The organism is Solobacterium moorei (assembly GCF_036323475.1).
In the GTDB taxonomy this organism is placed as follows: domain Bacteria; phylum Bacillota_I; class Bacilli_A; order Erysipelotrichales; family Erysipelotrichaceae; genus Bulleidia; species Bulleidia moorei.
This window is the reverse complement of sequence record NZ_AP028934.1, coordinates 1067074-1083437: the sequence shown is the minus strand read 5'-3', so window position 1 is coordinate 1083437 and position 16364 is coordinate 1067074. Positions and strand designations below refer to the sequence as shown.

The 16364-nt window shown below is 37.8% G+C and carries 14 protein-coding genes and 1 pseudogene; 5 read left to right on the top strand and 10 right to left on the bottom strand.

The features are described from left to right. Positions 1-6 precede the first annotated feature (6 nt). The 7 genes from RGT18_RS05455 to RGT18_RS05425 all read right to left on the bottom strand — a co-directional run bounded on the left by RGT18_RS05455 (position 7) and on the right by RGT18_RS05425 (position 9683). Entirely contained in the window at positions 7-657 is a 651-nt protein-coding gene (locus RGT18_RS05455; protein ID WP_028078626.1) for a tetratricopeptide repeat protein, read from the bottom strand. Further along, positions 650-1996 carry a transglutaminase domain-containing protein gene (locus RGT18_RS05450; RefSeq protein ID WP_028078625.1) on the bottom strand — a complete coding sequence of 449 codons (1347 nt, stop codon included), beginning with the start codon at positions 1994-1996 and terminating at the stop codon, positions 650-652. The genes RGT18_RS05455 and RGT18_RS05450 overlap by 8 nt, the downstream gene beginning before the upstream one ends. Positions 1997-2167: 171 nt before the next feature. Next, on the bottom strand, positions 2168-2968 hold the full coding sequence (locus tag RGT18_RS05445) for an ABC transporter ATP-binding protein (RefSeq protein ID WP_037404245.1): 801 nt from the start codon (positions 2966-2968) through the stop codon (positions 2168-2170). A 5-nt stretch (positions 2969-2973) separates the two neighbouring features. Next, positions 2974-3993 (bottom strand): FecCD family ABC transporter permease, encoded by a 1020-nt coding sequence (locus RGT18_RS05440; RefSeq protein WP_051241040.1) that lies wholly within the window; start codon positions 3991-3993, stop codon positions 2974-2976. After that, entirely contained in the window at positions 3986-4993 is a 1008-nt protein-coding gene (locus tag RGT18_RS05435; protein ID WP_028078621.1) for an iron chelate uptake ABC transporter family permease subunit, read from the bottom strand. The genes RGT18_RS05440 and RGT18_RS05435 overlap by 8 nt, the downstream gene beginning before the upstream one ends. 13 nt (positions 4994-5006) lie before the next feature. Continuing rightward, positions 5007-6035, bottom strand: a complete 1029-nt coding sequence (locus tag RGT18_RS05430; protein WP_028078620.1) for an ABC transporter substrate-binding protein — start codon at positions 6033-6035, stop codon at positions 5007-5009. A gap of 51 nt (positions 6036-6086) precedes the next feature. After that, positions 6087-9683, bottom strand: a complete 3597-nt coding sequence (locus RGT18_RS05425; protein ID WP_028078619.1) for a hypothetical protein — start codon at positions 9681-9683, stop codon at positions 6087-6089. Between the two features lie 435 nt (positions 9684-10118). On the opposite strand from RGT18_RS05425, the pseudogene RGT18_RS13090 reads away from it, so the two are divergent. Beyond that, positions 10119-11812 (top strand): annotated as a pseudogene (locus RGT18_RS13090) (IS1634 family transposase). A gap of 471 nt (positions 11813-12283) precedes the next feature. Here RGT18_RS13090 and RGT18_RS05410 read toward each other — a convergent pair. Both RGT18_RS05410 and RGT18_RS05405 read right to left on the bottom strand, forming a co-directional pair. Then, a complete protein-coding gene (locus tag RGT18_RS05410; RefSeq protein ID WP_211220342.1) occupies positions 12284-12454 on the bottom strand; it encodes a methylated-DNA--[protein]-cysteine S-methyltransferase in 171 nt (56 codons plus the stop codon). Beyond that, positions 12424-12795: a methylated-DNA--[protein]-cysteine S-methyltransferase gene (locus RGT18_RS05405; protein ID WP_211220343.1), complete on the bottom strand. Its 372-nt coding sequence runs from the start codon at positions 12793-12795 to the stop codon at positions 12424-12426. Before RGT18_RS05405 ends, RGT18_RS05410 begins: the two co-directional genes overlap by 31 nt. Before the next feature lie 179 nt (positions 12796-12974). Between RGT18_RS05405 and RGT18_RS05400 the strand changes: the two genes are divergently transcribed. The 4 genes from RGT18_RS05400 to RGT18_RS05385 all read left to right on the top strand — a co-directional run bounded on the left by RGT18_RS05400 (position 12975) and on the right by RGT18_RS05385 (position 15240). After that, positions 12975-13847: a hypothetical protein gene (locus RGT18_RS05400; RefSeq protein ID WP_028078876.1), complete on the top strand. Its 873-nt coding sequence runs from the start codon at positions 12975-12977 to the stop codon at positions 13845-13847. A gap of 168 nt (positions 13848-14015) precedes the next feature. Then, a complete protein-coding gene (locus RGT18_RS05395; RefSeq protein WP_028078877.1) occupies positions 14016-14324 on the top strand; it encodes a type 1 periplasmic-binding domain-containing protein in 309 nt (102 codons plus the stop codon). Between the two features lie 36 nt (positions 14325-14360). Next, positions 14361-14756, top strand: coding sequence for a hypothetical protein (locus tag RGT18_RS05390; protein WP_028078878.1), 396 nt, complete (start codon positions 14361-14363; stop codon positions 14754-14756). Further along, positions 14734-15240: a metallophosphoesterase family protein gene (locus RGT18_RS05385; RefSeq protein ID WP_051241074.1), complete on the top strand. Its 507-nt coding sequence runs from the start codon at positions 14734-14736 to the stop codon at positions 15238-15240. The genes RGT18_RS05390 and RGT18_RS05385 overlap by 23 nt, the downstream gene beginning before the upstream one ends. On the opposite strand, the gene RGT18_RS05380 is transcribed toward RGT18_RS05385, so the two are convergent. Beyond that, positions 15237-16253: an IS1/IS1595 family N-terminal zinc-binding domain-containing protein gene (locus tag RGT18_RS05380; protein ID WP_028078936.1), complete on the bottom strand. Its 1017-nt coding sequence runs from the start codon at positions 16251-16253 to the stop codon at positions 15237-15239. The genes RGT18_RS05385 and RGT18_RS05380 overlap by 4 nt on opposite strands. Between the last annotated feature and the right edge of the window lie 111 nt (positions 16254-16364).

Below are 16364 nucleotides of genomic sequence, written 5' to 3'. Positions count from 1 at the left end.
ATGATTTTAATCTTCGTCCGGTGTATCTTTTGCCAATTGCTCTAATTCTTTACTCTTATGCAAATCTTTTGTTATACCATATCCATATTCATACATCTTTGCCAACTTGAAAATTGCCGGTGCATATTTTTGCTGCATACCTCTTTCATAATATGTTGCAGCCTGCAAGTAATCCTGCACCACATATTTACCTTCCTGATAGTAATCTCCCATCAGCGTTGAGGCAATTCCATTACCTTTCACAGATGCCTTATCCATCCAAAGAAGTCCTTTTGGAATGTCTTTTTCGCACCCTTTTCCTTCTAACATGCATAAACTGAGATTTGCCATTCCGGAAAGTGAGCCAAGATCAGCAGACTGTACATAATATCGGTATGCCTGTTCCGCATCAGCACTACATCCGATTCCGTTTTCCAACATCACACCAACTCGATTCGCTGCTTCCGGATCCTGATGCTGCGCAGCCTTTTTATACCATTCAAATGCCAATGTATCATTTTTCTCTACACCATCTCCAAAGTAGTACATGCATGCAATGTTATACATTGCCAGATAATCTCCTTCTTCAGCCGCTTTCTGATAATATAACAAAACATTTGCATAGTTTTTATTCCGCAGATATTCTGTTGCGATTTCATTCCACCGATTATTACTCATCTTGATTCACATATAGTATTGAATATACTATTTCTCCTTCTGTATGAATTTGTATCACATTGGTATTATCAACCGTTTTCAAATAATCAACCATCTCTTTTTGAAAATTCTCCGGTTGATCACCGACATATTGAAACTCCACTTTTGTTTCCGGCGTATAACCTACCTTCTTTATCAAATCAATCAGTTCGTCAATACTTGCAATTTGAAGGTTGATATTTACATTTTTAGACATCTGTTGATAAACATCATATCCTTCTGTTTCCAGTTTTTCATATATTTCCAAATGCTTCTGCGTCATGTATCCCCATTTGGTATGGAAAGAAGTATCCTTACTTGTCAATAACATTGCATAGTTAGGCACAATACGCCCAATCGAATCTTTTAAATTACTCTGTCCATATGTCGTACACGATACATACCATTTCCCGTCCAGCCGTACCATATTCCAAGCATGATCTCCTGAATTGTCATTTGTTCCCGTTTCACGAACACACGGAATATTGATCATATTGAGTAAAAGTGCATATGCCTTTGCTTTGCCATCACATACTGCAAGCCGATTTAAAAACACACCTTCAAGATAATATGCCTGTTCTTTTACCAAATATGTATCCCGTGAATATGCAGTCGCATAGTCATAGCGAATTTCTCCTGTCAAATAATCATAAATTGCTTTTATCTTTTCAAAGTCGCTCATCGTTGTAACGATTCGCTGATGAATAACATCTTTTGCTAGTTGATAGATACGCTCTGCCACACTGCCTTTTCGTGGCTTGGGACGATACCCGTTCATCACCAGAAAATATAACTGTTCACTATTCTCGCACTCTATTTCCTGTTTATGAGATCGTTCCAGCGGGATAGGTTCATCATTTTTATTTCCCTGTATATCATCAAACGAGTGAAGAATCGGAATCTGCGGATTTTCCGATGATGTTTGACTTGCAATATCTTTACTCATTGAGTACTTAATCCCAATGATGTGTTCCTTTGTATAGCGATCATCATCAAGTATGCATGCATATACATCTGCCAAATCAGATTGCTGATATGCCTTTTGAAATTCTGTATATGGATTGACAAATTTCTCGGCATATACATCATCAATTTGAAAATAGACTTTATCTCCAATACGATAAAACGCCATATAATCCAACACTCTAATAAAATCATCTAAACTTGCAATCGTATCATTCGGTTTTGGTAAATCTTCTGTCGGAAAATCTTGTATCGTTAGCAGTGTATCATTTGTCAACTTGCCAGATGGCTTTCTTTCACCGCAACCGGAAAGTATCATACAGATCAGTAATATTCCTAAATATATTCTTTTCATCATCACTCACTTTCCATAAATACATATGTTTGTAATCTTTTCTGTTGAAAGGTTCTTGAAGAAAAATAAAGTACATTTTTATCAGTTTCTTTGATTTGTACATCGGTAACGGCTGATATTTTTGATATTTGTTTTATACACTCTGCCAATATGCATACACACAATACCAACCGTTTATACATTTTGTTTCCTCAATAAATCGTAACTGACACAAACCGGTTTTTGCGTTTTTTTATCCTTCTGAATATCCCCATCAATCGCAAAGCACTTTGCCAACATATCAGACGTTAACACTTCTTCCGGTTTGCCATAACGATATATTTCACCATCATGCATCGCCAATAAATAATCAGAGTATCGTGATGCCAAATTTAAATCATGCAGAACCATAATGACGGTTGTATTTTGTTCTTCATTCAGTTTTTTCAAAAGTTCCAAAACTTCTAATTGATGGCATAAATCCAAATATGTCGTCGGCTCATCCAGTAGAATAATGCCTGTCTGTTGTGCCAATGCCATCGCGATCCAGACTCGTTGTCGCTGACCGCCGGAAAGATATGCAATTTCACGGTTTCTGAATTCCTGCATATTTGTTACTTCTAAAGCCCAATCAACAATTTGTCTGTCTTCCTTACTTAAAATGCCAAACCCTTTCTGATACGGGTAGCGTCCATAAGATACCAGTTCAAAACAAGTTAATGTACCCGGAGCATGGGGCGTTTGCGGAAGGATTGCCATTTTTTGAGCAATTTCGGTTGATTTTAAATGAGCAATATCCGTATCATTGATGATAATTGCACCATTTGTCTTAGGGATGACCCGTCCGATTGCTTTGAGTATGGTTGATTTTCCACAACCGTTTGCACCGATAATGGAGGTGATTTTTCCTTTTTCAAAACACGCATCAAAGTGAGGGACAATGATCATTTGGTCATAACCGACGCGAAGTTGTTTTGTCTGTATTGCAATTGCCATCTTTCTCACCTCATCTTTATCAATAAATACAGGAAATACGGTACTGAAATAACGGATACAAATATACCGGTCGGAATATTGATGAACAGTTCAATATTTTCAACTAAAATATTTGCCGAAACAATAATCAGTGCGGAACAAATACTGGCTGCCGGAATCAAATAGCGTGCATCTGTGCCGACAATACGTCGTGCAATGTGTGGCCCGATCAATCCTAAAAAGAAGAAATTTCCGCCAAAGGCAACTGCTCCGGATGACATCGCTACTGCAATAAAAATCAAATATGTAAATAAAACTTTGATGTTGATGCCAAGTGCTGTCGCAATATCATAGCCCAAGTAGATTGCATTCAATGTATGTGCATGGCGCATTGCTAAAATCATAAATACAAACAGCCAGACAAATAAAATCAATATGTATTTCCATTCAGTCCCCCACAACTCGCCGGATTGCCAACGTTGAACAAACTCAAGTTGGCTTTCATCCAAGGCATACATCATAAAAGTCGTAATGGCTGCGTATGCGGCGCCCATCGCAACACCGGTCATAATCAATTTTACCGGTGGAATCGGTTTATTTTTTTTGATTGCCAAACGATAAATAATCAACGCCGAAATCAGTCCGCCGACCAGTGCCAATATAGGCAATAATATCGGTTCGTCAATTCTTTTGGCAATTAAAGCAACATATAGTGTCACAAATAAGGAAGAACCGTCGGCTATCCCCAGAGTCCCCGGTGACGCTAAGTCATTATGCAATAAGTTCTGCATCATGACGCCGCTTGTACCCATTCCGATGCCGACTAAAACCGCAAGACATAATCGCGGTAAACGAAAGTCAAAGATGACCAGGTTCATCTTACTGTCACCTTGTCCGATAAGCGTACGTAACACATCCGGCAGGCGGATGGCATACGGTCCCATACAACAACCGATGATGAAAACACCGATCAACACGCTTGCCATTGCGACAATATACATGATTCGTTTTCGAGATTGCAGAATATCCGCCGGGACTTTATCCATTGTATCCGTCTCCTTCCTGTTTTCTTGAAACGTATATGAAGAAAGGAACACCTATCATTGTAATCAAAAGTCCAATCGGAAATTCTAAGCCCGGATGAATCGTCTTTGCCACAAAATCCACAAAACTTACAAATATTGCCCCATAAACAGCACAAATCGGCAAAATCAAACGGAAATCCGTACCCACCATATACCGTGCAATATACGGTATCATCAGACCGACATATCCTACCGGTCCAATGACAATCACCGCAATGGCGGATAATACCAAAACAACAATGGTTGACAGTAAGCGAATCAATACTGTATTTGCGCCTAATCCGACAGATACTTCTTCTCCCAAGTTCATCACCGTTAACGAACGTGAAATTGCAATCGCTACCATAAGTGCAAGTAAAAAAAGAGGCAATGCAATTGCAATATCTTTCCAGATCGTATTGGCAGAACTGCCACTGGTGTAGCGAATCATCTGGTTCATTAAACCGTTCTTCAAAATGACTGCGGTAGTGAGAGAAGACAGCAACGTTGAAATTGTCATGCCGGATAATACCATGCGCTCTGACGTGATTCTTCCTTTGCCAACATATGCAATGATATAGATTAAAATTGTGACAAGCGCAGCACCGATTGCTGAAATCATCATTTTCTCCATACGTCCCGCACTTGGAAAGAAGGCAAGTACAATGACAACGCCCAGTGTAGAACCGGATGATATCCCCATAATACCGGAATCAGCCATCGGATTTTTAGTCGTTCCCTGCATGATTGCTCCGGCAACCGAAAGTGAAGCACCGACAATGACATCCGCAATCCACCGCGGTAAGCGAATATTTCTGACTGTCACTTCAACAAAGTTTTTCTGATCAAACGAAAAGAACGCATGCATAATCTCAGGTAAAGTAATCCTTGTTGCGCCAAAGGATAACGTAACTATCATGAGTGTAAACAATATACCGATCCCACTCATAAGATAAACCCAAAACTTTAATCGATTATGCATGCATACTCCTTTCTTAAACACCCTTAGAAGCGGCCTTCAGAGCCTCATATATCTGCATATATTGCTTTTCAAGTAAAATAACTCCTTTTTGTGCATATGGCGTAATATCAATGATTCCCACGCGGTTTTCTATCACCGCATTGAGAGATTGCCAGCCTACGTTTTCACTGACATATGTGGATATCGTACTTTCACCAAAACCGGCATAGATGACAAGATCGCCTTCATATTCCTTCAATTTTTCAGTAGAAATTGCTTCATATGCAATGCCACTTTCATCTTCCATAAATTCCTTTACTTTCTCTAAACGCTTCATGCCTAAATAATCATAAAGGATCGTATTCATAAACCAGCCTCTTTCAGGCGGAATGGTGATACTGCCCATATAGGTAAATAATGTCAATGTCTTATCAGATAAGTTTAATTTTTTCATTTCAGATAACATTGCGTTTTTTAAATTATCCGCATAATCAATTAACTTTTGTGCACTTTCCTGCAGACCGAAGATTTCACCGATATAGTTTAATCTTGTCGCAAAATCGATTGAATCCGTATATAACGGAATAACAGGTGCAATCTTACTGAGCGCTCTGATATTTGCACTTGACATTCTCTGATTCACCAAAATCAATTCCGGTTCATACGATAGAATTTCTTCTGATGAAAACGGTGTATTGTTTACCAAGGCACTCGCCCCGTCATAATATTCTTCATAACCCGTAATATCACTTGTTCCTTCATATGCCAAAAGCGGAATACCAAAGGCAACTACATCTTGTGAGCCAAAGACACATACAATCTTCCTCGTATTCATATTGTATGTGACTTTATCCCCATTCAATGTTGTAATTGTATTTTCTTTCTTTTCTTCACTTCGTGTATCTTCCAACTTTGGCATCCGAATTTCTGAAATATCCAGATTTACATTTTGCTTTGTTTCTTGTGCCGATGTTTCCTGCTTACCGCTTGATTTGCCGGTTGAACACCCCGCAATAGAAAGACTTAAAACAATTAAGATACAGGCACGTAATAGTTTTTTCATAGTTCCCCTTTCATGAAATACACCTTCCTTTTAGAAGGTGTATTTTTCACTTTATTTTAATTGTGCTTCAATGGTTACTTCTCCATCTACAAAAACATCTTCAAATTTACATGAATTATACACACCATCAATATCCTTGGTCGCAATAACTTTGCCGTTTACTTTTACTGTTACGGTGATTTCTTCATCTTGGCTATATACCATGAAGTTATGCTTGCCCGCCAATACCTTCGCACCATCATTCATGAGTTTCCCATCACTGTAAACTTCATATGCAAGATCAGGGTTTACAATGTGTACTGTATATTCTTGTGCCGGCGGTGTTTCTTCAGCGACTTCCAAGATAAATGTCATATCCTGTTTTAACTCATGTGGCAAGAAACCGCCAAAGCCGGCTTCATCATTGGCAGGTTTTGCCGGAATTTCAACCACTTCCAATACCGCATCACCGGATTTAACTGTCATCTTTAGTTTCTTATCAGACTTGTTGATGACGCGAGCGGTTACAAGTGTGCCATCTTCAATTTGATCACCGGAAGAAATCTGTACCGGTTGATTTTCCTTGTTAATGTAACCGACATCCATTTGTGCATCAATATCAGAATCCTTGTTGTCAATTGTAATTACATGTTTTGTCTGCGGCGTCGGCGGCGTGACGGCAGGTTTGCTGACATCAATTGTCACCTCCCCGTCAACCGTAACATTTTCAAATACAACTCTATCCTTATCCAATGTTTTTTCACCAATCTTCTTACCGCCTACATACAGCGTTACAACTGCATTATTCGGCACGAAGTCAAATTCATCACGAACATCAAAGTTATGAAGGCCCGCCGTAATGGTTGCGTCTTGTACCGGATTCAGATCCTCATCGAAAACATATACGTCCCCACGATATTTCCCCGTCATTTTGACCGGGAAAGTCTGTTCGGGTTTTTTAATAAGTGATGTATATACTTCTACATCGCCCTGTACCTGTGGAATATCGATAAAGTCTTCTTTGCTGACATACGGTACAAATTCATCGTAATCTTTATCCACAATGACCGTTCCATTATGTACAACTTTCAGGTGAATTGGTGAAGCAAGGTTATATGCATAGATACTCAGTTTTGAGCCAACTTCTATTTCATCGCCATCTTTGTAATCCGGATAATCAGGGGCATCATCAGGATTATATATATGGATCGCATTTACCGCCGTTGCTGTATCTGCCGCGCTTGCGCCATTTACAATCTTCACTTTGGCTTTCTTGGTTTCCAGCGGATTTGTGATGCAAATGACAACATTTCCTTTTACATCAACACCCTCCCAAGCAGCCGGAGCAGAGGCGGAACCAACCGTCTTTGTATCACCGATCTGTTTGCCATTTACAAAGATGGATACCTGTGTGTTATCCAGTGCAGCATCACCACTTCCGTTGTATGCATAGAACGTATGTGTTCCTTCCTTGATTACAGCACCATCTTTGATCGGTGTTGTACCGTCATATACATTGATTAGATTTGCCCGATTACCGGTCAAACTAACGTTATACTGCGCTTCGCCGACTTCTTCAACAACATATGTTAAGTCGTTCGTTAGTGCAAATGGATTTAAACCGCCATAAGAGCCATCATCGTGTGCCGGTTTTGCGTTTAAGGTCACAGAAGCAATCACCGTGTCACCATATTTCGCACTTAACTTCATACGACGATTTGAGCGATTGATAAATTGCGTATGCACCATTGTGCCATCCGTATACTTACCGCCATTTACAATTTGATGCGGTATCGTCATATTTTCAACCCATACAGGGTTAACGATCACATCTGTATATGGATTTATAATCGTTACAGTATGGTTCTTTTGACCGATGGCTTCATCACTGATTTGAATCGAAATATCACCCTTTACTTGAACTTTTTCAAAATTCACCGTTGTATTCTTTTCCACCTGTATCGTCTGAATCGTTTGATCACCCATCTTCAGCGTTGCAAAGATCGGCTTATTCAGTGCCATAACACTAAATGTATGTACGCCGGCTTGTACTTGTTCCGCTTCCTTGCCATCAACCATGACTTTAGCAAGTTCTGGATGATCTACACGAACTTTATAATTCTTTGGTGTATCACCCTTTAGACCAACACTTGTCGTTACCGTTAAATCGCCATCCAATACTATATGATGGAACTCGACAGACGCATCATGATCAACACCCGGAATACGTTTTGGTAAATCTCGATCTGTGATCACTTCGCCATTCTTGGTGATCGTCAAGTGTACATCCGACGCAAGATTATATTCAAAAATTGTAACCTTTGTACCTGCCGCTACATATTGTCCATCTGTATATTCAGGATCATCCGGTAAGCCGGTTGGATATACATGTAAGCCGTTGACCGCGTAATTTGTATCCGCTTCACTTGCCCCATCGTTAATTGTAATCCGATATTTCTTCTCTGTTTCCGGTTGCGTTGGATTAGATGGATTGGTTGGGTTGCTTGGATTTACCGGATTTTCAGGCTGTACATTGCCTTGATCAGATGGATTTGGTGTCGGTGTCGGCTCATTGCCCGCAACCTCCAATACATAGGTCAAATTCCCATTCAATGCAATCTCAGGAATACCAAAATATGTCGCATCATCATTTGCCGGTTTCGGTTTGATGATGACCGAATTAATCGTTGTACCATCCATAATCGCGGACAAGCGCAATGTGAGTGGAGAACTGTTAATAACACGGCTGAATACCATCATTCCCTTCGGATATTCTCTACCGGATATAACGTCATAAACATTCAGATTGGAATCAATATAACGAATATCTAACTGCACGTCACTGCGTCCTACTGAATTGGATATTGTAATCGTCGGGTTCCCGGTACCCGTCATTGATAAATCACCGTTTGTTTGATTTGTTTTTTTATTCAATTCTGCGGCTTCACGATCCGCTTTATTTGCATACGTAAAACTGATAAACACATCGTCTTTTACTTCCACTTTTTCAAAAACATGTTTTTGATTAGCCGAAATGACAGCAGTCTCAATTTCTTTCGTGCCGACTTTGATCGTTGCCTTAATATCTTTTTTATTAGCAGTGATTGCAAAATCATGGATACCGAAGTATATATCGGTCTTATCCTTGATTTCACTTTGACCAATTTCTGTTTTTGCTAAACTGTCATTATTGATATGAACCGTGGAAATACCATCTTTTGCTTTTGAATTGACTACCCATGTTTCAACATCAACATCGCCTTCAACAATAAACTCAAAAAACTCTACATCATTGTCTGACTGCAGAATCGGATAATCTTTATCCGCAATCACTTTACCATTATGCGTAATCTTCAGATGAACTTCACTTGCCCGGTTATATGCAAAAATAGATAATTTTGTACCAAGTTCCACTTCTGCCCCGTCGCCGAAATCTTCCAAATCTTTCGAGCGTGGATCATATACATGCAAGCCGTTTACACCATGATTTGTATCCGCTGCACCTGCCCCGTCTTTAATTGTAATTGTTGCATAATTCTTCTTATCACTTGATGACTCTGCCGATGGCTTTGGTGTATTTAAAAATAAATGATAAAAGAACACCGCAGCGATCAGTATGATCAGACCGCCAATGATACCATATTTCTTCCATGACTTTTCCCCCGTCATAAAGCCTCCATTTCTAAAAGTATGATATTTATAACACATTTATATTTTTTGGTCAATTGATGTTAGTTAATGTTAACTAACTTATCGCAATTTTGGTAATTTGAAACTTTTTTGACTATTTTGGGCTGTTTTTGAGATATATTATTGAAATAATATTTCACAAATATATTCTAAAATATCTTGTAATTTAACAGATAAAATTGATTGATACAATCCACAAAATCCATATTAAAAACGACATCCATCACTGATGCCGCTGTCGAATGCAATACCCGTGTTTAGAAGTTAGCACCATTAATCTTTAGGAGCACATTTTTAATAAAGTAATTCAAGTCCAGTATTGATGGGCTTTTCTTATTGTTCAAAAACTTGACAAATTCATTTTTATCTATTCCTTTTAATGGTGTAATGGTGTATTATGTAGGAGGGTGTTTTATGGCTTATTTCCTTAAGGTTGCTAAACAACAAAACAATACGTATCTCGCTGTTTATGAATCTTTTTATTCTCCTGCTACCAAAGGTACCAAACATCGTTGTATCAGGTCTCTTGGTTCTGTTTCTAAACTGAAAGCTGCCGGTATTGATGATCCTGTTGCTTTCTACAAAGATGAAGTAGAAAAAATGAATCTGGATAACAAGCAAGATAAGATCAAGAAAATTACTTCCGTTTCTCCAAGAAGATATCTTGGCTATTTCCCTTTGAAATCCATTCTTGAAGATCTTGATATCAAGAAGTTTATTGATCTGTATAAATTCACTACCGATTTTGAATTTGAACTTTATGAAGTTCTTTCTCTTCTTGTATATGCTCGTTGTGTTTCTCCCTGCAGTAAATACAAAACATATTATGAAATCCTTCCTCAGCTTCATATTCCTTATGCATTCAACTACGATCAACTATTGAGTGCCCTGGCATTTTATGGAAATGACTATGAGAAAATTGTTGAACTGTTCACTTCGAGAGTCCAAGACAAATATTCCATAGATACTGCTATCACCTATTTTGACTGTACAAACTTCTATTTTGAAATTGACAGAGAAGATGACTTCAGAAGAAAGGGTCCAAGCAAAGAAAACAGGAAAGCTCCTGTCATTGGGCTGGGCTTACTGCTGGATGCGAATCAAATTCCTGTTGGTATGAAGCTGTATCCTGGAAATGAATCAGAAAAGCCTGTATTGAAAGATGTACTGAAAGACTTGAAGGAAAGACATGAAGTACACGGAAAAACGATACGGGTAGCTGACAAGGGACTGAACTGTTCAGAGAATATACTTTCAGCTTTGGCAAACGGCGATGGATATCTCTTTTCCAAATCAGTCAAGCAGCTGCCTGAAACAGAAAAGGTATGGGTTCTACTACCTAATGACTACAAAGCAATCAAGGACAGAAATGGCAAGATCATTTATTACTGTAAAGAATGTATCGATGAATTTCCATACACATATACAGATGAAAGCGGAAAAAGAAAAAAGTAAACATCAAAGAAAAAAGAGTCGTCACATACAATCCGACACTGGCAAGAAAACACAAATATGAAATAAACAAGCTTGTAGAAAAAGCCAAAGGTCTGTCCGTATCACTTGTAAAGAAAAATGAATATGGGGAAAGCGCAAAATATGTCACTTTCAGATCTACTTCAAACGGAGAAGAAGCAGAAGATAAAGTAAAGGCCATCATCAATCAGGAAACGATAGATAATGACTTGAAACTGGCCGGTTACAATATGCTTGTCACATCTGAAACAAAGGTGGATGCCAGACAGATATATGAAACATACCACAACCTGTGGAGGATAGAAGAATCATTCAGAATCATGAAATCAGACCTAGATGCAAGACCTGTTTATTTACAGCTTGAGAATACGATCAAGGGACATTTCTTAATATGTTATCTTACTGTACTGCTGCAGAGAATATTTCAATTTAAAGTCTTGGAAAACAAATATTCCTCTTCAGAGCTGAATGAATTCTACAAAGCATTCCAGTTCGTTGAAGGAGAAGACAGTTATACAAACATATCCATAGGAACCAACTTCATTACCGAATTATCAGACATGACAGGATTACCTTTAGACAATTATTTTTTATCTCCAACAAAACTAAAAAAGGTGTTGAACTATAGATTCTAATCTGTAGTTTTACACCATTTTTTAATGTTTAACTCTAAAGTCAGGTTATATTTTTTGGTCAATTGATGTTAGTTAATGTTAACTAACTTATCGCAATTTTGGTAATTTGAAACTTTTTTGACTATTTTGGGCTGTTTTTGAGATATATTATTGAAATAATATTTCACAAATATATTCTAAAAATATCTTGTAATTTAACAGATAAAATTGATTGATACAATCCACAAAATCCATATTAAAAACGACATCCATCACTGATGCCGCTGTCGAATGCAATATGAAAATAACAATTCAGATAATGTCTTGCAGGTTTTGAATCATCTGATCATATAACCCCTTATGATCTTCACATTAAAGGAGGATATATTTCATACACTATGAAATCCGTGTTGCGCAAACAATACTCTCAGCAAAAGAATTGAAAACAACTGCATCGATCCATCAGACGCAATACGGAAAATATAAACACTATCAATGCGAAAATTTAATATTTACATTTTCATTTTGCAATAACCACTTTTTTCGTTCCAAACCACCGGCATATCCGCGCAAACTGCCGTCTTTTCTAATCACACGATGGCATGGAATGATAATTGATATCGGGTTATATCCTATCGTGCTGCCGATTGCTTGATTTGCCATTTTTTACAATGCAATTGCTTGCATACCAAATCCCTGACGTCACCATATGTCACTGCTTCCCCATATGGAATCGTAAGCAGACATTGCCAAACAACTTTTTGAAAATCAGTACCTTTCAGTTTCAACGGTATTGAAAATGATGGCTGCTGTCCTGAGAAATAATCATCCAACCAGCGGATTGTTAGTTTAGCAATATTTGTCATCGCCTCTTCGACTTCAAAACTCTGTATATTCCATCGATCATATTTCTGACCGTCAAACCACAAGCCGACCAATCGGTCATCTTCCGTTGCAATCGTCATATTCCCAAGAACTGATTTATATTTGTTTAATTTCGTCATCGCTGCATACCTCTCTTTTATTTTACACGGGAAAGCAAATAAACCTGAATATATTTTGTATATTTACTTTCGAAAAGAGCATGTTGTACAATATCACCTCACAATTAGACCGACAGGAAGTAATCCATTATAATAAACGTGTTAGGAGTTCATGTTTATGCCGCTTTCCGAATATTTGCTTGCTTATAAGAAAAGGCAAATCCTCTAAAAACACTTTACCTGTCTTAGACCCCCCCGTTTATCTAAATCATTTGCCAAAGGAATTTATCGGGATTTTAGAAATCCCGCTGGATATGGTAATCGGTACCACCAGTACAGCAAGAGCCGTTTCATTTCCCGAAAATTGGTTGCCGACATTGGATGAAAACAGTGAATTTGCGGCAAAATGGTCAAGATTATATGAGGCACAAATCACTGAAGGCATCCATGATCCGATTCAGGTTTACGAATATATGCATGCATTCTATGTCAAAGAAGGCAACAAACGTGTTTCGGTATTGAAATATCTGCAAGCACCTTCTATCATGGCAGAAATAACACGCCTGATTCCTATTCATAATGAATCACAAGAAATGCAGGTTTATAAAGAATTTTTACAATTCGAGAAAGTCACCGACTTATATACACCTTGCTTTACCATACCGGGAAGTTATCGTCTTTTGGCAGATATGCTGGGGCAAGATCTGTATACAAAATGGCCGCAAGATTTAATCCGAACTTTTCAGGGTGCATTTTATCGCTTTGAACTTGTCACAAAAGAAATCATACAAAATAATCAATCCATTAATATTTCTGATGCATTCTTGATTTACTTATCGATTTTTACTTTTGACAGTTTGCTTGATAAAAACAGAACCGTCTTACGGAATCGAATCGAACGTATCGCAAAAGAATTTTACCGAGCAGAAAGCAATGTTACCTTGGAATATAAAACGAAATCAGAAAATATTCTTTCTGTGCTCAAATTCCGAAAACAAAATTATTCTGAACGCAATCCGTTAAAAATCGCGTTTCTCTATGCAACAGATAACCTGAATGATTTACCGACTTAATCACTTGAAAGCGGCAGAATTTATCTGAATAATTGATATGAGGGAATTATTAAAACAACAGCGTTTACCGATTGTCTTAACGCACAGTCAACCGAGAAAATACTGCAGAAAGCATGCGAGAATCATGAATGGATTATCACAACAAGTCCGCATCTGTTAAAAGACACCTTGAAAGCAGCGACGGATTATCCGAATCATAAATTCATCAATCACTGTACTCCACTTGTATCTCATATTATCAATACCTATGCACTGCGTACCTACGAATTATTTTTCTTGATGGGAATTCTTGCCGGTATGATCTATGATCATAATCCGATTTGTTACTTAACAAATCAAGCAGAAAATACACTTGCTGATGTAAATGCTTTTGCATTAGGCGTGTCATGGACGGCTCCACATGAAAAAATTCATCTGATTAAAGAGCCTTTCAATCATGCCGTCATTATGGACAATCGTCCAACAACACGTAAATAAGGACTGTATCGTTTCGGCAATCAACAGGAGAGCTGCTTGGCAGCACCGATCTATAACTGGCCATTACTTTATGAACTGCTGATGAATGATATTTTAAAGCATCACCAAATCAGTGAACAAAGTTATTGGTTAGGATTATCTTCCGGTGTCGAAGAACTCTACCTTCCCTCAACAACACAGGCAAATACATTACGTACCATGCATTACTTTATTTCTGCTCTGAAAGATGGACAGATACTACCTTTCAGCGGTCCGATTGAATCTCGTACCGGCAAAACGATTCTCTCTGCGGGTAAAAACATGCAAGCATTAGATATTATCCGAATCAATTGGCTCAATAACAACATTGAAGGGGAATTATCCTCTATCAGTATTCCACATGATGAATTAACGGAGATTAAAACAACAAATGAAGATACTTGTCATCAGTGATTATGTCAATCCATATTTATATGAATACTACACGCCGAATAAACTGAAGGATATTGATTTCATCATATCTTGCGGAGACTTACCGGCAAAATATTTAGAATTTCTCGTCACAGTCGCAAATAAACCGCTATTCTATGTTCACGGCAATCATGATACGGCATATTTACAGCATGCACCGGATGGCTGTGTTGATATTGACGGACGTGTATATGATTATAAAGGTTTGCGTATTGCCGGTCTTGGCGGAAGTATGAAATATCACGATTCACCATATATGTACAGTGAATCTGAAATGCAAAAAAGAATTAACAGATTCAAACCAAGTCTATGGATCGCAAAAGGATTGGATATTTTAGTAACACACTCTCCTGCTTATGGCTATGGCGATATGACATACTTACCGCACACCGGTTTTTCCTGCTTTAATGATTTATTAGAAAAAAACCTTATTTTGCAGAAGTGTGCTACCAAATCCCCATTTTAATAGGGATTCTTCATATAGTAGCCTCTAAAAGTCATTGTTTTGCGGTAATTTAGCGCAAACTTTAATAGAATCTCAACCTTCTCTAGCTTGTTATGTGGTGGATTCATCATAAAGGAGAAGAGATTCAGATATCCCTGTAATTCTTCTCTGTTGAATCCTGAATGGGCATTTAGAAACTTCTTTAATAAATCACAATAATGATTGATCTTATCTAAGGGATTATCTTTATCGTTAAGTTCAGATAGATATGTCGATTTATATGATTCACTTTTAAGATGTAATGCCTGCACAAGGACATGATGTGATTTTTCATCGTCATGAATCAAATGTGAATATGGTCTGATATGTTCCTTAAATGCCTGTACCGTTTTGGTATCCGATGTCTTGGCCTTTCCTTCTAATTTGCAATACAGACATTGGTCATCACACCCAATCCCAATACAATATTTATTTTTTGAAAGACCTCTTAGTTTCTTCTTATCTTTTGTGATGATATCACTCTTGATGACACTATAATATGTTTCATCTATCATGACACAGTCACTTAAAATGATATCCTTTTGATAATCACTCAATAACATGAAGATTTTTGCAAGCCAATATTTAGAAGTGGTTTCTGAGTTCTTATTTATCCTGGAATTCAGATTGATCGAACTATATCCAAATAGGTTTAATAAGTATTCAATCCATTCGGATATTGAAAGCTTATGGTCTTGAAATATAGTGCCTGTTGTAATCGTAAAATTTCTCTTGCAGTCAATGCATTTATATTTCTGTAGACCATATGTGGTATGACCATTTCTCTTATACTTCTTACCATGGCAATACGGGCACGATTGAGGAATGAACTTGTTTAGCAGTTTACTATCTCCTGTTTCACTTAAAGGACGGTGATGATAGAAATAATGACTTCTATATTCATCACGAACAAAAGAAGCTACATCACTAACTTCTTCTTCCTCATCCCAAGGTGTTTTTCTCCTAGAATGAGAATGATATTTATTATTTTTCATTTGGCGACCTCTGTTACTTAAGTGGATAACAGTGCAGAAGTCGCCAAACTAGATGACACTGTTACCCGCTTAAGTAATCATCTATATGTTATCTAAAGATAACATATAGAT